Origin of the sequence: Anaerobacillus alkalilacustris (assembly GCF_001866005.1) — a bacterium.
GTDB classification, from domain to species: Bacteria; Bacillota; Bacilli; order Bacillales; family Anaerobacillaceae; genus Anaerobacillus; species Anaerobacillus alkalilacustris.
In genome coordinates, this window is the sequence record NZ_MLQR01000029.1 from 294309 (window position 1) to 312869 (window position 18561).

The 18561-nt window shown below is 34.9% G+C and carries 19 protein-coding genes; all 19 read right to left on the bottom strand.

The genetic code is table 11. The annotated features are described in order from the left end of the window. Positions 1-8: 8 nt before the first annotated feature. The 19 genes from BKP37_RS12075 to mraY all read right to left on the bottom strand — a co-directional run bounded on the left by BKP37_RS12075 (position 9) and on the right by mraY (position 18552). Entirely contained in the window at positions 9-269 is a 261-nt protein-coding gene (locus tag BKP37_RS12075) for a YggT family protein (protein WP_071309843.1), read from the bottom strand. Positions 270-295: 26 nt separating this feature from the next. After that, entirely contained in the window at positions 296-727 is a 432-nt protein-coding gene (locus tag BKP37_RS12080) for a cell division protein SepF (RefSeq protein WP_071309844.1), read from the bottom strand. Positions 728-801: 74 nt separating this feature from the next. Continuing rightward, a complete protein-coding gene (locus tag BKP37_RS12085) occupies positions 802-1479 on the bottom strand; it encodes a YggS family pyridoxal phosphate-dependent enzyme (RefSeq protein ID WP_071309845.1) in 678 nt (225 codons plus the stop codon). Between the two features lie 15 nt (positions 1480-1494). Further along, positions 1495-2313 (bottom strand): peptidoglycan editing factor PgeF, encoded by an 819-nt coding sequence (gene pgeF, locus BKP37_RS12090; protein WP_084034677.1) that lies wholly within the window; start codon positions 2311-2313, stop codon positions 1495-1497. Between the two features lie 175 nt (positions 2314-2488). After that, positions 2489-2731 (bottom strand): YlmC/YmxH family sporulation protein, encoded by a 243-nt coding sequence (locus BKP37_RS12095; RefSeq protein WP_071309846.1) that lies wholly within the window; start codon positions 2729-2731, stop codon positions 2489-2491. Between the two features lie 284 nt (positions 2732-3015). Beyond that, entirely contained in the window at positions 3016-3801 is a 786-nt protein-coding gene (gene sigG, locus BKP37_RS12100) for an RNA polymerase sporulation sigma factor SigG (protein ID WP_071309847.1), read from the bottom strand. Between the two features lie 148 nt (positions 3802-3949). Then, complete coding sequence (gene sigE / locus BKP37_RS12105; RefSeq protein ID WP_071309848.1) at positions 3950-4669, bottom strand: RNA polymerase sporulation sigma factor SigE; 720 nt, start codon at positions 4667-4669, stop codon at positions 3950-3952. Between the two features lie 60 nt (positions 4670-4729). Beyond that, a complete protein-coding gene (spoIIGA, locus tag BKP37_RS12110; RefSeq protein ID WP_071309849.1) occupies positions 4730-5656 on the bottom strand; it encodes a sigma-E processing peptidase SpoIIGA in 927 nt (308 codons plus the stop codon). A 914-nt stretch (positions 5657-6570) separates the two neighbouring features. Next, on the bottom strand, positions 6571-7698 hold the full coding sequence (gene ftsZ / locus BKP37_RS12115; RefSeq protein ID WP_071309850.1) for a cell division protein FtsZ: 1128 nt from the start codon (positions 7696-7698) through the stop codon (positions 6571-6573). A 52-nt stretch (positions 7699-7750) separates the two neighbouring features. Then, positions 7751-9034, bottom strand: a complete 1284-nt coding sequence (gene ftsA, locus BKP37_RS12120) for a cell division protein FtsA (protein ID WP_071309851.1) — start codon at positions 9032-9034, stop codon at positions 7751-7753. Positions 9035-9250: 216 nt separating this feature from the next. Further along, positions 9251-9604 carry a small basic family protein gene (locus BKP37_RS12125; protein WP_071309852.1) on the bottom strand — a complete coding sequence of 118 codons (354 nt, stop codon included), beginning with the start codon at positions 9602-9604 and terminating at the stop codon, positions 9251-9253. A 1-nt stretch (position 9605) separates the two neighbouring features. Beyond that, positions 9606-10298, bottom strand: a complete 693-nt coding sequence (locus tag BKP37_RS12130) for a DUF881 domain-containing protein (RefSeq protein ID WP_245712510.1) — start codon at positions 10296-10298, stop codon at positions 9606-9608. Between the two features lie 6 nt (positions 10299-10304). Beyond that, positions 10305-11006: a DUF881 domain-containing protein gene (locus BKP37_RS12135; protein ID WP_071309853.1), complete on the bottom strand. Its 702-nt coding sequence runs from the start codon at positions 11004-11006 to the stop codon at positions 10305-10307. Beyond that, the gene (locus BKP37_RS12140) at positions 10996-11766 is read right to left on the bottom strand and encodes a cell division protein FtsQ/DivIB (protein ID WP_071309854.1); all 771 of its coding nucleotides are present in this window, start codon (positions 11764-11766) and stop codon (positions 10996-10998) included. The genes BKP37_RS12135 and BKP37_RS12140 overlap by 11 nt, the downstream gene beginning before the upstream one ends. An 816-nt stretch (positions 11767-12582) precedes the next feature. Continuing rightward, the gene (gene murB / locus BKP37_RS12145) at positions 12583-13491 is read right to left on the bottom strand and encodes a UDP-N-acetylmuramate dehydrogenase (RefSeq protein ID WP_071309855.1); all 909 of its coding nucleotides are present in this window, start codon (positions 13489-13491) and stop codon (positions 12583-12585) included. A gap of 22 nt (positions 13492-13513) precedes the next feature. Next, a complete protein-coding gene (murG, locus tag BKP37_RS12150) occupies positions 13514-14605 on the bottom strand; it encodes an undecaprenyldiphospho-muramoylpentapeptide beta-N-acetylglucosaminyltransferase (protein ID WP_071309856.1) in 1092 nt (363 codons plus the stop codon). A gap of 432 nt (positions 14606-15037) precedes the next feature. Beyond that, the gene (gene spoVE / locus BKP37_RS12155; RefSeq protein WP_071309857.1) at positions 15038-16138 is read right to left on the bottom strand and encodes a stage V sporulation protein E; all 1101 of its coding nucleotides are present in this window, start codon (positions 16136-16138) and stop codon (positions 15038-15040) included. 80 nt (positions 16139-16218) lie between these two features. Then, positions 16219-17574, bottom strand: a complete 1356-nt coding sequence (gene murD / locus BKP37_RS12160; protein ID WP_071309858.1) for a UDP-N-acetylmuramoyl-L-alanine--D-glutamate ligase — start codon at positions 17572-17574, stop codon at positions 16219-16221. After that, positions 17575-18552, bottom strand: a complete 978-nt coding sequence (gene mraY / locus BKP37_RS12165) for a phospho-N-acetylmuramoyl-pentapeptide-transferase (RefSeq protein ID WP_071309859.1) — start codon at positions 18550-18552, stop codon at positions 17575-17577. Positions 18553-18561: the final 9 nt, after the last annotated feature.

Sequence of the window (18561 nt, forward strand, 5' to 3'; positions counted from 1 at the left end):
AAACCTTATTAAAATATTGAGAACAGAGCATGAACACCATAAGTTGCAAAGTTTAAAGCAACGATAGCAACAATTGGAGAAATATCAATCATCCCAAGCGGTGGGATTATCTTCCTAAAAGGAGCTAAGTAAGGTTCAACTATTGATCCAATAAATTGACCAATCGAAGACTCTCTAGCATTTGGAAACCAAGACATTAAAATATAGGCAATGACAACCCAGGAATATAGACGTATTAGTTGAATAATAATACTTTCAATTGCACCCATTTTTACTACCACCTAACTTTTTATATTTATTCAGATATAATTTCTGAGATTGTACCTGTAACATCAACGTTATCAGGCGTACAAAGGAAAATGTTTGCACCCAGCTTTTGAATATCTCCTCCTATAGCATACACTGTTCCGCTTAAAAAATCGACTATTCGTTTTGCTTGGTCATGACTTATCCGTTGCAAATTAATAACAACAGCTTTTCTATTTTTTAAATGATCAGCAATATCTTGAACCTCATCATATGTTCTTGGTTCAATTAACATCATTTTTGCAGATTTTTGTACACTCTGTAAACTAACAATATTATTCTTATCAGATTTTTTTTCTTGTTTACGTGTTAAATAATCTTCTTCCATTACTTTTTGTTCGCTCTGAGTAGTTTCATATTCATACTCATATTGATCATCTTCTAACTCAAAAAAACGTTTGAATTTAGTTTTCATGCTCATTTCCGGCTCTCCTTTATCCATTTTCCCTTTATAGACGAATTTAGAAAATAAACCACTGATATTAACTTATTAATCTAGATTTCTTTTCCTACTAACGAAGTACCAAGTCTTATATATGTTGCTCCTTCCTCGATTGCGACTTGAAAATCGTTAGACATCCCCATAGATAGTTCAGCACAAGGTGCATAAGGAAGTTGTAGTGCTTGTACTTCTTTTTGAAGTTGTTTCAGGCTAGCAAAATATTTTCTTGTCACTTCTGGGTTTTCTACATAAGGTGCCATAGTCATTAATCCGACCACTTCAATAGATGGAAATTGATACAGCTCAGAAATAAAAGGAATAACATCTTTAATATTCAGCCCATGCTTAGTTGCCTCTTGTGAAATGTTCACTTGCACAAAACATTTAACCTTTTTCCTCGCTCGCTTTTCGATCTCTTTTGCTAGAGAGAGCCGATCAAGAGAATGAATATAGTCAAATTGCTCAATAATTTCCTTCACTTTACGAGATTGAAGTGTCCCAATAAAATGCCATGTCGCCCTACCATTTAAATTTTGCCATTTTCTCAAGCCTTCTTCTGCTCTATTTTCTCCAATATGTTTAATTCCAGCTTCAATTGCTTCCATTGCCCTTTCATCACTAACATATTTTGTAACTGCAATGATTTTTACATCTTCTACATTTCTTCCAACTCGTTGACAGGCGACTTGGATTTCATGCTGAATTTCTTCTAAATTTTCTTTTACTGTCAACGTAACTTACCTCCTTTACTTTCTACCAATATAACTCATCATTCTACCTGTTTGCTGATTACGACGATAAGAAAAGAACGTTTTTGAATTTTTGTATGTGCAGTAGTTTGATACAAAGATTTGCTCCTCTTTTATTCCAGTCGCCAAAAGTAGTTGCTTATTTAAAAGTTTTAAATCTAATAAATATTGATTGGTATTAACTTTTATATATGGCAATTGATATTCATCTACTATTACTTTGTTTACTTCATCAATAACATAATCATCAACTTCATAGCTTTCTTGCGAAATTGATGGGCCTATTGCAACATAAATCGAATCCAAAGAAACCTTTTCAACTTCCGTCCACATATGAACCATATTTGTTCCAATTTTCCCAACTGTCCCCTTCCAACCAGCATGCGCTAATCCGATTAGTGCATTTGAAGGAGAGTAAAAATAAAGTGGTACACAATCAGCATATAAACTTGCTAACAGCACATTCGCTTCTTTAGTATAAAGTCCATCAGCTCCTTTTATTACACTTGCAATATCCAAAGTTCCAGAGCCACAATCTTTTTGGGATATCTTTTTTATTTTGTTACTATGAACTTGTTCAGCAAATACCCACTTTTCTAATGAAATTTTCAAATCTTCTGCAACCTTTTCTCTATTTAATATTACTTTTTGTTCATCATCTTGAACATGAAGACCTAAGTTTAACGACTCATAAGGTTTTTTACTAACACCATTATTCCTTGTTGAAAATCCGACAATTAGTTTATCGTCAAACTTATTAAAGGGTTTTATTGTTAAAATACTACTATTTAACGGGATAAAATGTTCATTTTCCATCAACTTCACTTCCTTACTCAACCATTAGATACCTATGTAAAAATGGAAAGCCTCATTTATGTATAGAAGTAAGTATTAGATCTAAAATGAGACTAACCAGCATTTGTAAATGCGGAACATGTCAATCTTTTTTTATTCTAACATATTTTTCTATTTCCCAATAGAGTATCTCATCTTATTTATCTTCTAGCCTAACCAAAATTACATCAGAACCAATCTTAACGATATTCGCCCACGGAATTACTATTTCCGATTCCTTCCCCCCTAAAAATGTCAACATTCTACCTGTTCCACCAATGATAAGAGAATCAACTGTACCTTCTTCTAGGTTGATATCCAAATCCCCAATATGTCCTAACACCTTCCCGTTAGATACATTTACAATCTCTTTTGCCTGAATTTCTGATATTTTGATCATGCCCTCTCCTCCAATCCTTTTCATATATTATTTATATGTACGAGTGGGCAATATATTTACTTTTCCTTTCCCTTGAATAATCTAACAAAACCAATAAAGCTGAACTATGTAGAAGTTTTTCTTCATCACCACTGATTGTTAGGTTAACTAATCTCCAGGTCAAAGAATAAGTAATCAAAAGCTTTCACTGATGAAAGTTAATCGATCTATATCAGCAGTTAATCCACCGCCTAAACCTTAAACTTTCTTATAGTATAAAAAAAGAGGTAACCTTTTAGGTTACCTTAAGCTTTCGCATGTTTATTCATTTGTTGAATAGCAGCTTTCTCAAGTCTAGACACTTGCGCTTGAGAAATACCAATTTCATCTGCTACTTCCATTTGAGTTTTACCTTGAAAAAATCTCATATCTAAAATCATTTTTTCTCTTTCACTTAATCTTATCATTGCTTCTTTCAAAGCAATTTCTTCTACCCATTGTATATCTTTTTGTTTGTCATCACTGATCTGATCCATAACATAAATTGGATCCCCACCGTCATTATAAATTGGTTCAAACAGTGACACCGGATCTTGAATTGCATCTAGTGCAAATACAATATCCTCTTTTGGAACATTTAACACTTTGGCAATTTCTTGAATCGTCGGTTCTCGATCACGGCTTTTCTCACTCATTAAGGAATCTCTCACTTGTAAAGCCTTATAAGCAATGTCTCTTAATGATCTTGAAACTCGAATTGGATTATTATCACGTAAATAACGTCGAATTTCACCTATAATCATTGGTACTGCATAAGTGGAAAACTTTACATTTTGACTTAAATCAAAATTATCGATGGATTTCATTAGTCCAATACAACCTACTTGAAATAAGTCATCAACATACTCTCCTCTGTTGTTAAATCGTTGAATTACACTTAAAACTAATCGTAAATTTCCGTTAATTAGCTGCTCCCTTGCATAAATGTTACCACTCTGAAGATCTTCAAACAGCTCACGCATTTCTTTGTTTGTCAATACAGGCAGCTTGGATGTATCAACACCACAAATTTCAACTTTATTTCGTGTCAATTCTTTCCCTCCTTACAGGAGTTGTTGTACAAGTGTAAGTATCTCCTCAGGTGGGAAAAATATGCATTGACTTATGAGACTTAATCATAAAGATTATGTCTAATGATTGGTAAATAAGGGGTTTAACCCCAAATTTTTTTTTTTCTTATTAGACCATTTTATTAAACTCTTTTCTTAAGCGTTTAATTATCCTTTTTTCTAATCTTGATATATATGACTGCGAAATTCCAAGCATATCAGCAACGTCTTTCTGTGTTTTTTCTTCATCCCCTGCTAGTCCAAAGCGTAATTCCATAATTTGCTTCTCTCTATCATTTAGAGTATGAAGTGCTTTAACCAATAATTTACGATCTACTTTTTCTTCGATACCTTTAGTAATAATATCATCTTCTGTTCCTAAAACATCGGAAAGTAAAAGTTCATTTCCATCCCAATCAATATTTAGAGGTTCGTCAAAGGAAACTTCTGAACGTATCTTATTATTTCTGCGTAAATACATTAATATTTCATTTTCTATACACCTTGAGGCATATGTTGCTAGTTTAATTTTCTTCTCAGGGTTAAAGGTATTTACAGCTTTTATTAACCCTATTGTACCTATACTAATTAAATCTTCAATGTTTATGCCAGTATTTTCAAACTTTCTAGCAATATAAACAACTAAACGTAAGTTACGCTCGATTAACATTGATCTAACTGCTTTATCACCACTAGGCAATTTGCTTAAAAGATGCTCTTCTTCATCCTTAGAAAGCGGCGGTGGTAGAGCTTCACTACCCCCTATATAATATATTTCATCTGCCTTTAGACCTAACTTCATTAGTAGTTTGTACCAAATTAATGTTAGTTTTAATTTAAGCTTTACCATGTATGTACCCCCTTATTTCTATCTTAATAATCTACATCGACAAAAATAGAACTACTATGATTACGCTAAACGCTTCTTACCTTGAATTAGCATCTGCGGATGTAAAATACATTGGAAATCACCTTCTGAAGATAAATTCGTAAAATTTAGGCCGACGATTGCATTACTACAATCTAACTCCTCTCCACTTTCATCAGTAATCATAACTTTATTTGGCTTTATTCCAATAATAAATTGGTTTACTTGGCCAACACCTCTATACGGTATGATAGAAAGCTTTTCTTCCCATTCCTTTCCTATTGGAAAATTAGGGTCACCAATCATTTCTGGATTTTTTGCCAAGTGAACCATATTTTTAGGGAATTTATCTTGAAGATGACTCATATCTATTATCATAACAGGCTTCCTTGTTATAGGATCTTGTAGTTGGTTACCACTATCTATCAAACCTTTAATTGGTAAATAGTGTTCATTTATAAACAGGTCCACATGAACAATTTCATCATACTTGATTTTTCTAACTTCAATTTGTTCCAAGCGCTTCTTTGAGAAAATCCAAATTAACGGAAATCCAACAATCAGTAAAACCCAACTGATTGGAGTCCCAAAACCAGTAGATTTTGTTGTCACTACTCCATTCAAAATAACCATTTCGTTATTAAAGAAATAATGTAACGCTATTAATCCACCCCCACAAATAAAGCTAACGAAATAAAATGTAAGGAGATTTTGAATAAAATAAGAAAACCGCTTGAATCCAAAAGAAGTTACAACAATCACTATAGAAAATAACATTTTAAACATTGGGTGATAATAAAGTGTACTAAGTGGAGTCAGCACTAAGAAAATTACACTAGAAGCGACCATCGCTCCAGTAATCATACGCCACTTTACTAATTTTCTTTTTAAGACAAGACCCGTCAATAACAATAAAAAAAGATCAATACAGAAATTTAGAAACCATATGACATCTAAATATATCGCCATATGTGCTCCTTTCTTTTTGCTTATTATTGTGTAGTGAATTTGTTAAGCTAAACAAAAATACCTACCAACAATAACGATATTGTTGGGTGCATATAATGATTTAGCCAATAAATATATTTTGTTCATTCGTTCAATTCTTTAAGAATTTGAAACTAGTATATATCAGATCATATTTATAAGTCTGTCAGTTTATGCCGATAAAATTGCAGAAATTTTAGTTTTTTTTCAGTTAAATTGTCGTCTTCGTTTTCATAAATTTCCACGAAATTAGCTACCTGTAATTTAAAACTATTCAACGAAGCTTCAATTCACTATGTGCAGTGTAGTTACCGATGTAATAAATATTATTGAATAAAACCTTATATACATATATCTTTTTTCTAGCCTACAAGAAAAGTGTAAGGCGCCCGCCTATCGGCGACAAACACTGGAAGACCTGCTCGTAGCGGTCGGGTTTTTGACCGAAAGAGAAAGTCTGAAGTGATCGAGCCGATGGCGCCTGGAGCTAGACAATTTCCAAGTTAGAAATTTATAAATTCTGATACTACAAGAAAAACGCAAGCGCCTTGGTCACGAGCTGCTGCTCCTGTGACACTCTGTTTACTCAAGAGCAAAGCCGCTTCGTGGCAAGCTTCCTCGCAGCAGTGTTTTGTGCGACGAGTAATCGCAGGAGCAATTGTTTTTCGTGCGACGAGTAATCGCAGGAGCAAAGCTGCATGAAGTTAATCGACGAAGGATCTCAAGCAGTAATTGAAGTCCGTTGCTTGACTGAAGTGACCGAGCTCGTAGGCTGCTTGCGCTAGACAGTGACAAGTTTGAAATTTATAAATTATGATACTGCAAAAAAGGCTGATTCATAGGTGTCTTTTGCTAAGAAATAGACACTTATAAACCAGCCTTTTCATTTACTAAATTTAACGACTCCTACGATTTCTTAAAAAAGTAGGTATATCCAATGTATCAACCGACTCTTGCTGTCCTTGTGGTTGTCGTTCAACAAATGTATGTTCTTCTTGTTGCTGAGCAGTCGGTTTTTTCCCAAGGTTTGACTTTGGCTGTTGCTGCGGTTTTGGAGTTCCTATAGTATCTTGATCTTTAAAACCAGTTGCAATTACAGTAACAACAATTTCATCCTTTAGGTTTTCATTAATAACCGAACCAAAAATCATATTTACTTCTTGGTCGGATGCTGATGAAACAATTTCAGCAGCTTCATGTACTTCATATAAACTTAAATTTGTGCCACCAGTAATGTTCATAAGAACACCTTGAGCCCCATCAATAGAAGTCTCTAATAATGGACTTGAGACAGCTTTTTTCGCTGCTTCTGTAGCGCGATTTTCTCCAGTAGCAACACCAATTCCCATTAATGCAGAACCTTTATCACTCATAATTGTCTTTACATCTGCAAAGTCAAGGTTAATCAAACCAGGTGTAGCAATTAAATCTGAGATACCTTGAACACCTTGTCTAAGAACATTATCCGCTTCGCGGAAAGCTTCTAACATTGGTGTGTTTTTATCTACGATTTCTAACAGACGATCATTAGGTATAACAATTAACGTATCTACCTTTTCTTTTAAAGCTGAAATTCCACCCGCAGCTTGATTTGATCGCTTTCGTCCTTCAAAGGTAAACGGGCGAGTAACAACACCAACAGTTAAAGCTCCAATCTCTTTTGCAATTTCAGCAATAACGGGAGCCGCTCCAGTTCCTGTTCCACCACCCATACCAGCAGTGATAAATACCATATCCGCTCCAGTTAATATTCCTTCTAACTGCTCCTTGCTTTCTTCAGCAGCCTTTTTACCAACTTCTGGATTCGCCCCCGCACCTAAACCTCGCGTAAGCTTTCCTCCTAATTGTAATTTATGCTCAGCTTTGGATAAGTGTAGTGCCTGAGCATCTGTATTTACAGCAATGAATTCAACTCCTTGTAATCCGTTTTCAATCATTCTATTAACGGCATTACTTCCTCCGCCGCCAACTCCAATTACCTTAATCTTAGCTAACTGGTCCATATCCATTTCAAACTCTAACATATTAGGTCCCCCAATCAATCATGTCTCCACAATAAATACACTTCAATATTAACTACTCAAAAAACACTTTAAATAATTTCGAGAATTTCTTCTTTACTTCCTTGCTTTGTGAACCATCTTTCACTTTAGCAGGTACTTCTTTTCTTTCAGGCTTTTCCATTTGTTCAGGAAACATTCCTAAAGTAGCTGCAACTTCTTTCCCTTGAATTTTCCCATTACGATGAGCAAATTGAATTAAGCCAACACCAGTTGTATACTGTGGTTCACGTACACCAATATAATCTGGAATAGCAATTCTAACACTATTTTGAAGAACTTCTCTAGCCAATTCAAGTAAGCCTGGTATTTTTACTGAACCACCAGTTAAAACGTAACCACCCGGTAAATCTTGGTAACCAAGTCTATAAACCTCATTTTCTATTATTTGTAGAATTTCACCTATTCTGGGTTCAATGATATAGGAAAGTTCATATTGAGAAAATTCCTCTTTTAAATCACTACCAATTTTAGAAACTTTAAACGTTTCTTCTTTTGAAGATAATTCGATATAACAATGTCCATATTTCGTTTTCACTCTATCGGCCTCTTCAGAAGAAACCCTGAGTCCGATAGAAATGTCATTTGTAATATGATCTCCACCTACTGGAATTACAGAAGTAGCTTGTAGACTACCTTGCTCAAAAATTGAAACCGTTGTTGCTCCCCCACCAATATCGACAAGAGCAACGCCTAATCCTTTTTCATCCTTTGAAACGGCTACAGAGCCAGCGGCTAATGGTTGTAAACAGATATCTGCAATACTTAATCCTGCCCGTTCAACACATCGAAGTAAGTTATGTAAAATTGTTTTTGACCCCGTAATGATTGTTCCTTCCATTTCTAAACGAACACCAATCATACCTCTTGGATCTGTGATTTCATCTAAACCGTCAACAATGAACTGCTTTGGAATAACATCAATGATTTCTCGTTCCGGTGGTATAGAAAATACTTGTGCCGCATCAATGACTCTTTTAATATCTTCTTCACCAATTTCACGATCAGGGCTAGACACTGCAACTACACCATGACATAGTTGTAATTGGATGTGGTTACCCGAAATACCGACTATGACATTTTCTATTGATAAACCTATCATTCGCTCGGCTTGGTCCACTGCACGACGTATTGAACGAACAGTCTCATCAATATCAACAATAGATCCTTTTTTTATTCCTTCTGATTTTGCGTTACCGACACCAATGATGTTTAATGACCCGTTTGCAATTTCTCCAATGATTACACGTACATTGGATGTACCGATGTCTAAACTTACATAAGTCTCCTTGTTGTTCATTCTTTGGCACCTCCTTCAATAAATAAGCTTGTCTGTCTATTAGTTTCATTTTACCCCAATATAAGGAGCTAAACTTTAGGAAACATTAGGAAATAAAAAGTATTTCACTTAATTAAGATACTATTCAACAAATACTTTTCATTCCCTTTTTTTTTACAAAAATATTCTAATTATTTTTAAAAATTTTTAATAAATTGTAGATTTTCTACATTTCATTTATATTTTCTCCCGTTTGGTCGTCAATCTAGACAAAACAAGTCGCCTTATTACTGCAATATTATTAAATAAACGAACACCAAACGCGAAAATAGCAGCTAAGTATAAGTCTACACCAAGATGAACACCTAGAAAAGCTAAACTTGCAGCGAGAATAATATTTGAGAAAAAACCTGTCACAAAAACGATTTCTTCAAAAGTATTTTGAAGATGGGCTCTCATCCCTCCGAATAATGTATCAAGTGCTGCTAAAACCGCAATCGATAAATAGCTAGAATATGCATCTGGTATTCTTAATTCTGTCCAAAATCCTAAGAGAAGGCCTATAAGAAGCCCAAGGAATGGTAACCACATATTATGATTCCTCCTTTATTGGCTCTAAATACCGAACTCGTATTGGTTGGTCGTAACCAGGTAGTGTTGTAAAGTTAATGGGAGTAGAAGTAAGAGTTAAATTCTCAATAGCAAAATACTCTACAGACTGTGAAACGATCATTTCATGATGAAGCTTCTCAGCATCTGTTGCTAAAACCTTTATTTCTAATGGAATATTCGGTATTCTTCTAGCATTAATGTGTGTCACTCCATTAACATCCCGAATAGCAGAAGTCGAGATAATCCGCTGATTCCCTACAGCAATATCTGTTGCATTATAAATATTGAGCTCATTAATTAAAAACCTTAATAGATGAGGGGGAACTGTTTGCGGAACATAACTATAATCAGAATATATCGGTTTAATTTCTAAAATGATTCCTTCCCCACTTACCGTGGTTAGACCTGCATTCTTTTTCAAATCATTTAAGGCATCAATCATTACATCTTCTACATTATCTTGCTCAGTTAATTGATTTAACAATGATAATTGCTTTTCTATTTCTTGATTTAATTGTTGTTGACGCTCTTTTTCAATCCGTAAATCTTGCCTTAATTGTAAAATATCTCGGGTATCTCGAACTACTGGCTCTTTAGTTGTTTTAAATTGAATAGCAACCATAAAGCCAATAATTGTCGTTACTATAGCAAAAATAATCATTCTATCCTTCACAAAATCTCATCCTCTCTCTGATAAATAAGGATCCATCATAAGTAAATCCTTCTTTTCGATCTTCACTTCAATTTGATCAGAGAGCAATTGATCCCTAATACCACCAGGTAAATGCAAAGAGTCGAAAAGTTTATCAGCATCACCAATCGCAGTTATGACAAAGGGAGCAAAGGATGTATTTCCATCTATTCGAATAACCGGTCCAACACATTGAATATATGAGCCGTGAGAAATTCTTTGCCCATTAATAGCAATGGCTTCTGCCTGAGTTACTAGTAATTCGTGAATGACCTTTTGAATATGAAGTTCATGCACAATGTAAAAATTGGGGTTTTCTCCATCTGGAACATAATCTGCATCCCTTAAGGTTACTTCAATACCTGGCCCTTTTACCCCAACTGATCCTGTTACCATTCTCAAGCGTTCAAGATCTTCTACTAAATTAAAATACGTCCTTTCTTGGATTGCAATTTCCTCTTCAATGGTATTAATCTCAGCTTGAATTGCCCTTAATTCTTCAGACAAATTTCTATTTACTGATTGCTCAAAAAGAACTTCGTTTCTTAATTCATCTTCTTTTTTCCATTGCCCATCAGTAATAAATTGACTTTTTGGAATTTCATTCGCAAATTGATACGATAAAGCTATTATAAAGCCAGTAATAATTAAAATAAATGAGAGGATGACGTGATTGCCCTTAACCTTCAATTCCTTCTTCCTCCCCATTATCGAATTGTTCAAAATAAGGATTCATTCTCATATGAATAACACCTTTATTATTTGGATCTAACTCTCTAACTATAGCAGGATAAGCCGTTATTTTTTTGGAAAAACGGCGTATCGTTGAACTAACGTTAAATCCGTCGTTCATATAAAGAGAAATTCTTAGAGGATCGTTTTCAACAGGTGTATAATATATTTCTGATATACGCTGTATGATACTTTCTGGCAGCACACTTAGTTCAGCCGCCATTTCAGATAAGCCACCTTCTGTATTAAAGCCAATTAATAATGGCGCGTCTGAAGGAAAGTGGTTTATGGCATCCTCTAATATTTTTCCAGTATCTAAGATAGGGAAAAAATCCCCATCGACTGCTAAGTAAGCAACTCTAGTATGTTCTTTCACCTTGATTTGGATAGTACTAGGAAATTTCCTATTGACTATTATTTCGTTTATTTCATTTAGTGTGGTTAAATCCCCTACTATTTTTTGCTTATCAATTCCCCAAAAGCTTGTCCTATCATTTAGACCACTTATACTTATTATTTCTTTATCTGAAACATAGCGATTCCCTTCAACTACAATAACTTTCACATCACTTAACGGAGATTGGAAATATATCACAGTAAGTAATAGTATAAAAAAGATAGACAAATAAAAAATCAAACGCCTATTTGCTCTTTGCCTTCTCAATTCTTTAAGTTTAGGAATACGGTCTTCAAGAGTAATTACATTCTTCTCATCCATAACAAACCTTCCTTCATCGTATGCTTTGTTCCACAAGAAAGCGCAAACGCTTTGATCACGAGCAGCTGCTCCTGTGCCACTCCGTTTGCTCAAGAGCAATTGTTTTCCGTGCGACGAGTAACCGCAGGAGCAATTGTTTTCCGTGCGACGAGTAACCGCAGGAGCAAAGCCGCTTCGAAGTAATCCAAGTAGTAGCTAGTAAGTTTTATACTTTCTACCTTGTAAAACAAATGATAGTTCTACCGGTAATTTACATTATTGATCTTTCATATTGATAAAATTATCAACTACCATTTTAGGAGCATACTAATACAACAACTCATAATATTATCTTAGCTTCTCTTTCTATAGTAGACAAGTAAAAAGAACAGTTTTTGATAAACAAGAAAAGCGCAAGCGCCTTGGTCACGAGCAGCTGCTCCTGTGCCACTCCGTTTGCTCAAGAGCAATAGTTTTCCGTGCGACGAGTAACCGCAGAAACAAAGCTGCATGAAGCTATTCAGAGACGTTATTCAAGTAGTCATTGAAGTCAGTAGCTTGACTGCAGTAATCGAGCCGATGGCGCCTGGAGCTAGACAGTTTCCAAGTTAGAAATTTATAAATTCTGATTATGTTAGAAAAGCTTAACCTATCGCCAAGAACGGCATACGAATATATGCCGTTTCTTGTGCTTTTAACTATTAAGAGAGAACTCGTTCTAGCTTCGCTAGAACATCGGAAATTCAGATGGAGTCTCAACTCCACCTGAATGGAAGTTCCCACCTACGCTACGCTTAGAGGTGGGGGTCTATGACCCTTAAGTACAGATCAGTTTGATTAATTTCTATTTCCAACTAACTCGACTTCCGTTTTGAGCTTTACTTGAAATTTGTTATAGACAACGGTCTTAATATAATCAATTAATTCCAGGACATTTGTTGCAGTTGCACCACCGATGTTTACTATAAAGTTAGCGTGCATTGTAGAAACTTGAGCTCCTCCAATTGAATATCCTTTTAGTCCCGCATCCTCAATTAATTTTCCAGCATGATGTGGTAACGGATTACGAAAAACACTTCCACAACAAGGATAATCCCACGGCTGTGTTTGTTTTCGATATTCTTTGTTTTTTTGAATTTCAGCAATGATTTTTTCGCGATTACCACTTTTCAATTGAAAAAACGCTTCTAAACATATGCCATGATCTTTTTGCAAGCGAGAAGTTCGGTAAGAAAACTCCATTTGATCATTATTGTAACACTTTACAGTACCATCTTGGTAAAGGATTTTTGCTTTTGTTAATATAGTAGAAATGTCCGATCTATGCGCACCTGCATTCATAAATACAGCTCCACCTACTGAACCTGGAATTCCACCAGCAAACTCTAATCCAGATAAGCCTTTCTTACTAATAATTGTTGCAAGCTTAATTAGCGAATGACCTGCACCTACTCGAATTTCATCTCCATTTATCTCTAAATGGTCTAATACATCGCTTATTTTAATAACAACCCCATCAATTCCTTTGTCAGAAATCAACAAATTTGAACCTCTTCCGATAATAAATACACCAAGACCACTTTCTTTTGTTAAAGAAAGTGTTGTAACTAAAGATTCAATACTGTTTGGTATAATTAGTACATTAGCCGGACCACCAATTTTCCAAGTTGTATGATTAGCCAAAGGTTCATTTACTTTCACTTGGCCTACGTTTGCTTTTCGAAGTCTTTCAATTAATAAATCCATAACATCCTCCCGCCGTTCCTAATTATTTCATAAGCTGTTTCATTAGCTCATAAATCTCTTTTGCTGCATCTGGTTTACCTAGTTTCAAAGCAGAGTTATGCATTTTTTCCCATTTTTCTTCATTTAACATTAGTTGATCAATTTCTTTAAGTAAGATTTTTCCAGACATCTCTTTTTCAAGCTTCAACACAGCCGCCCCATGTTCACTTAAAGCTCTAGCATTCTTTTCTTGATGGTTGTTTGTTACATATGGACTAGGGATTAAAATACTAGGTAATCCAATAGCTGTTATTTCTGCTAATGTTGTCGCTCCTGCACGTGCGACAATCAACTGAACATTTTTAAGTACTTCAGGCATATTATGAATAAATGGTTCAATTTTTATATTTACTGGATTACCGAGTTTTTTCACTTCAGCCATAACGTGATCGTAATGAACATCACCTGTAACGTAGAGAAACTGATAGTTTCTGGTACCAGCATCCTTTAATACTTCTAAAAATGCGTCGTTAATAGGTTTTGCCCCACGACTCCCCCCAACAATAAGAACTGTTTTTTTGTTTTTATTTAATCCTATTTCGGCAAGGCGGTCTTTTACATGAACTAACGCTGCTTCAGTAGCCCTTGGATTACCTGTAAATACAACCTTTTCATTTGGAAAGAACGAACGAGAGTCTTCAAAAGAAATAGCAACTTTATTTACGTACTTACTTAAAAATTTATTTGTAAGTCCTGGAACACTGTTTTGTTCATGAATTATTGTAGGTATTCTCAGTTTTGTAGCTGCAAATACTACTGGTCCACAAACATACCCACCTGTACCAATCACAACATCCGGACTAAAGTCTTGAATAATCTTTTTTGATAATGAAACACCTTTTAAAAATCGCAAAACAGTTTTAACATTGTCCACAGAGATTTTCCGTTTAAAACCAGTAATATGAATCGTTTTAAAAGGAATGCCCTCTCTGGTTACTAACGTACTTTCCAATCCTTTTTCTGTACCGATATATAAAAATTCTGCCTTAGGCTCAATCTTTTTTATTTCGTTAATTAGGGCTAATGCAGGGTAAATATGTCCTCCTGTACCTCCGCCACTAACAATAATTTTCATAATAACCAAACACCTCCGTAGAAATACGAAAAGCATAAGCGCCTTGATCACAAAGCTACACTGTAACCATTTGACAGAAGTCGCTTTTGGACTTCCGAAAAGTGGTTAAGTGACTAAACTCAAATGCACTGACGCTAAACAACCTTCTAGCTTAACAAATATTATACTTACTTACCTCAGTGAATTTTCATAACTACATTAACCTGCCTGCCACATTAAGCTAAATCTAATTAACTTGTGGTGGGTAAGATCAGTACTATGAATTCCCTTAACCATTATAATGCTTTTCATCTCTCCATTATATCTTAATTAAGAGACAAATATCACTATAATAATAGAATAAAGCCCTTTTATTTTAAAGGGCTCTATCCAAAAATATCGTAGTAAGCCGAGCAGCTTATTTTATAAAAACCATTAATTTTATTTATTGTTTTAATACCGAGCATATCGACTTATATTTAACAACACGCCTACGGCTACGAGCATTAATGTTAGGGATGATCCACCATAACTTAAAAACGGTAGTGTAATTCCTGTAACAGGCATTAATCCAATTACTACTCCGATGTTTATCATAACTTGAATGGCTATCATTCCAATAATTCCAATAGCAAAAAGGCTACCAAATAAATCCGGGGCGCCAAGAGCTATGCGTATCCCCCTCCATAGTAAAACACTAAACAAAAGGATCACAAACGTTCCACCAATAAATCCGAGTTCCTCTGAAAGAATCGCAAAAATAAAATCAGTCTGAGGTTCAGGTAAATAGAAAAATTTCTGTCTACTTTCCCCTAACCCTAACCCCATTAATCCACCTGGACCAATCGCATATAACGATTGGATTATTTGAAAGCCACTTCCCAAAGGATCTGACCAAGGGTCTAGAAACGATGTAATACGCTTAATACGATAGGGTGCAGAAATGATCAACGCTGCAAAGCCAACTACCCCTATCATTCCTAAACCAATAAAGTGACTTATCTTTGCCCCAGATACATAAATCATAACAATACATGTACCTACCATTACGGCACCAGTTCCTAGATCAGGTTGGAGCATGATTAACCCAAAGGCAACCATGACAAATGAAAGTGATGGTAAAAGGCCTTGCTTAAATTTTGTGATCTTCTTTTGATTTTCTGATAAATATTTTGCTAAAAATGCAATCATTGCAAATTTCATAAATTCAGAAGGTTGAATAGAAAATGCCCCAACCCCTAACCAACTTCTGGCACCACCTCTTACTAACCCCACCCCAGGGATTAATACCACGATAAGTAAAATAAAACAAACAATGATAATCAGTTTTGAGTGTTTACGCCATGTCCAATAATCAACATTCATTATAATAAACATAGCTAAAACACCCAAACCAGCAAAGAAAAGCTGCCTTTTAGCAAAAAAGAAAGCATCATCAAACTTATAAGTTGCCCAAACAGCACTAGCACTATAAACCATAATCATCCCTATTGTTAATAAGGCGAGTGTTGTCATAATTAATATAAAGTCTGGTGTTGATTTCGTTTTAGGCAAAGTGGAACACCTCATTCATTCTTGAATTTGGGCAAGCCCCTATACCTATGTGTATGCACTCGAAAAGAAAACATGTCCATTTATTTTTCTAAGTTATGTACCGCCTCAATAAATGTATCGCCTCTTTGTTCAAATGTTTTAAACTGGTCCCAACTCGCACATGCTGGAGATAATAAAATGACATCGTTCTTACTTGAGCTATCGTACGCTTCATTCACCGCTTCATTAAGATTATTGACGGTTTTAATGAAACTCAACCCTGCTTTTTTGGCTGCATTCGCAAGCTTTTGTGCCGTTTCACCATATAATACTACACCTTTTACTTTTTTAAGTGTAGGAATTAAATCATCAAATTCATTTCCACGATCTAGGCCACCCGCTATTAAAATTACAGGATCACTAAAAGCAGAAATAGCAACCTTTGTTGCAAACATATTTGTAGCCTTTGAGTCATTATAAAATTTTCGTTCATTAATAACTGTTACAAATTGGGTTCTGTGCTTCACTCCAGCAAATGTCGAAAGAACTTCAACTATTCTATTATTTTTTGCCCCTGCAAGTTTAGCTGCACATATGGCGGCTAATATATTTTCTAAATTATGTGCTCCAGGAAGAACGATTTTGTCTAAAGAAATAATTTTTTTATTTTGAAAATAAATAGTGTTATTTTCGATATAAGCCCCGTTTTCTACTTTCTTTTTCACCGAAAATGTCACTCTATTTCCCGTTACTCCTTCAGATAATCTAACTACATTTGGGTCATCTTCGTTTATAACGTAGTAGTCTTCTTTTGTTAAGTTAGCAAAGATTTTCGCTTTCGCTTCGCCATAAGCTTGTTTTGTTCCGTGATAATCTAGATGTGAATCAAACAAGTTTAAGAATACTGAAATTTTAGGATGAAAATTTTCAGTACCCATTAATTGAAAGCTCGAAACCTCTGTTACAAGAACATTATTTTTAGTGGCAACTTGAGCTACCTCACAAGCTACAGTTCCTATATTACCAGCTAGTAAAGGTTTTCTTTCACTTTCTTTTAACATTTCAAAAATAAGAGTAGTTGTCGTAGTTTTTCCGTTTGAACCTGTTATCGCGATCATTTCCGCTTCAGATATGATGGAAGCAATTTCTAGTTCAGTAATTACGATTATCCCTTTTTCCAACGCCTTTTTTATTAAGGGATTCGTATATGGAATCCCTGGATTTTTAACAACGAGTTCAAAATCTTGATCTAGTAGTTCCAAAGGATGTCCGCCACATATTACTTCAACTCCTAACTCTTGAAGTTCACGTGCTTGAATATTCTCTTCGATAGGTTTTTGATCGTTAACAACGACTTTAGCTCCTAGTTTATGGAGAAGTTTACTAACTGCAACCCCACTTTTAGCTAGACCTACAACGAGCACCTTTTTTCCAGTGTAAAATTGTATATTTTTCATTTAAATCCACACCTCTAAGTAAATTCCTAGTACAGCAAATACTAGACCAACAAGCCAAAATGTTACTACTACACGCCATTCAGACCAACCCGATAACTCGTAGTGATGATGTAGAGGGCTCATTTTGAAGATACGTTTGCCCCTAGTCTTAAAAGAAATTACTTGAATAATAACCGAAAGAGTTTCAATAACAAATACACCGCCAATAATAACAAGTAAAATTTCCATTTTTGTTAAAATAGCAACAGCTGCAATGGCTCCCCCTAATGCAAGAGAACCTGTATCTCCCATAAATACTTTTGCTGGATGTGCGTTAAAGACTAAAAAACCTAGAACACCTCCAACAACAGCTGCGCAAAACATAGCAATGTCCATTTGTTCAGCGTTAAAAGCAATTACTGCATAAGCACCAAATGCAATTGCTGCCGTTCCCGCTAACAAACCGTCTAAACCATCTGTTAAATTGACTGCATTTGATGCGCCTACCAACATAATAATGATTAACGGTAAATATAAAATTCCAATGTCAATTCCCAAATCTGTCCCAGGCACATTTATAACAGTAGAGAACTCTAGTTTCTTAATTACTATATAAAAGATTGTAGCAATTATTAATTGACCAAGAAGCTTTTGTTTTGATGTTAAACCTAAGTTACGTTTTAACACTACTTTAATAAAATCATCTAAAAAGCCTAATAGTCCAAATCCTAAAGTAACGAGTAATAATAAATAGATTTCAACTGTTAAAGTTAAAAATTGACCAATCATAAACACAGTTGCAATAGCAATTGCCCCTAAAATCATTACACCACCCATTGTAGGGGTTCCACTCTTTTTTTGGTGCGATTTCGGCCCTTCTTCCCTAATACTTTGACCAAATTTTAATCGTCGCAAAAACGGAATAATGATTGGTGATAATATGACTGATACTAAAAATGCAGTAATTAACGTAAAAAATAATAGCTTTTCTGCTGGCATTTTTTTATC

Excerpts from the sequence above, each read along its gene's own strand:
- BKP37_RS12075 (WP_071309843.1), bottom strand. The coding sequence starts at position 269 with ATGGGTGCAATTGAAAGTATTATTATTCAACTAATACGTCTATATTCC.
- BKP37_RS12080 (WP_071309844.1), bottom strand. The coding sequence starts at position 727 with ATGAGCATGAAAACTAAATTCAAACGTTTTTTTGAGTTAGAAGATGAT.
- pgeF (WP_084034677.1), bottom strand. The coding sequence starts at position 2,313 with ATGGAAAATGAACATTTTATCCCGTTAAATAGTAGTATTTTAACAATA.
- BKP37_RS12095 (WP_071309846.1), bottom strand. The coding sequence starts at position 2,731 with ATGATCAAAATATCAGAAATTCAGGCAAAAGAGATTGTAAATGTATCT.
- sigE (WP_071309848.1), bottom strand. The coding sequence starts at position 4,669 with ATGGTAAAGCTTAAATTAAAACTAACATTAATTTGGTACAAACTACTA.
- spoIIGA (WP_071309849.1), bottom strand. The coding sequence starts at position 5,656 with ATGGCGATATATTTAGATGTCATATGGTTTCTAAATTTCTGTATTGAT.
- ftsZ (WP_071309850.1), bottom strand. The coding sequence starts at position 7,698 with ATGTTAGAGTTTGAAATGGATATGGACCAGTTAGCTAAGATTAAGGTA.
- ftsA (WP_071309851.1), bottom strand. The coding sequence starts at position 9,034 with ATGAACAACAAGGAGACTTATGTAAGTTTAGACATCGGTACATCCAAT.
- BKP37_RS12125 (WP_071309852.1), bottom strand. The coding sequence starts at position 9,604 with ATGTGGTTACCATTCCTTGGGCTTCTTATAGGCCTTCTCTTAGGATTT.
- BKP37_RS12140 (WP_071309854.1), bottom strand. The coding sequence starts at position 11,766 with ATGGATGAGAAGAATGTAATTACTCTTGAAGACCGTATTCCTAAACTT.
- murB (WP_071309855.1), bottom strand. The coding sequence starts at position 13,491 with ATGGATTTATTAATTGAAAGACTTCGAAAAGCAAACGTAGGCCAAGTG.
- murG (WP_071309856.1), bottom strand. The coding sequence starts at position 14,605 with ATGAAAATTATTGTTAGTGGCGGAGGTACAGGAGGACATATTTACCCT.
- murD (WP_071309858.1), bottom strand. The coding sequence starts at position 17,574 with ATGAAAAATATACAATTTTACACTGGAAAAAAGGTGCTCGTTGTAGGT.
- mraY (WP_071309859.1), bottom strand. The coding sequence starts at position 18,552 with ATGCCAGCAGAAAAGCTATTATTTTTTACGTTAATTACTGCATTTTTA.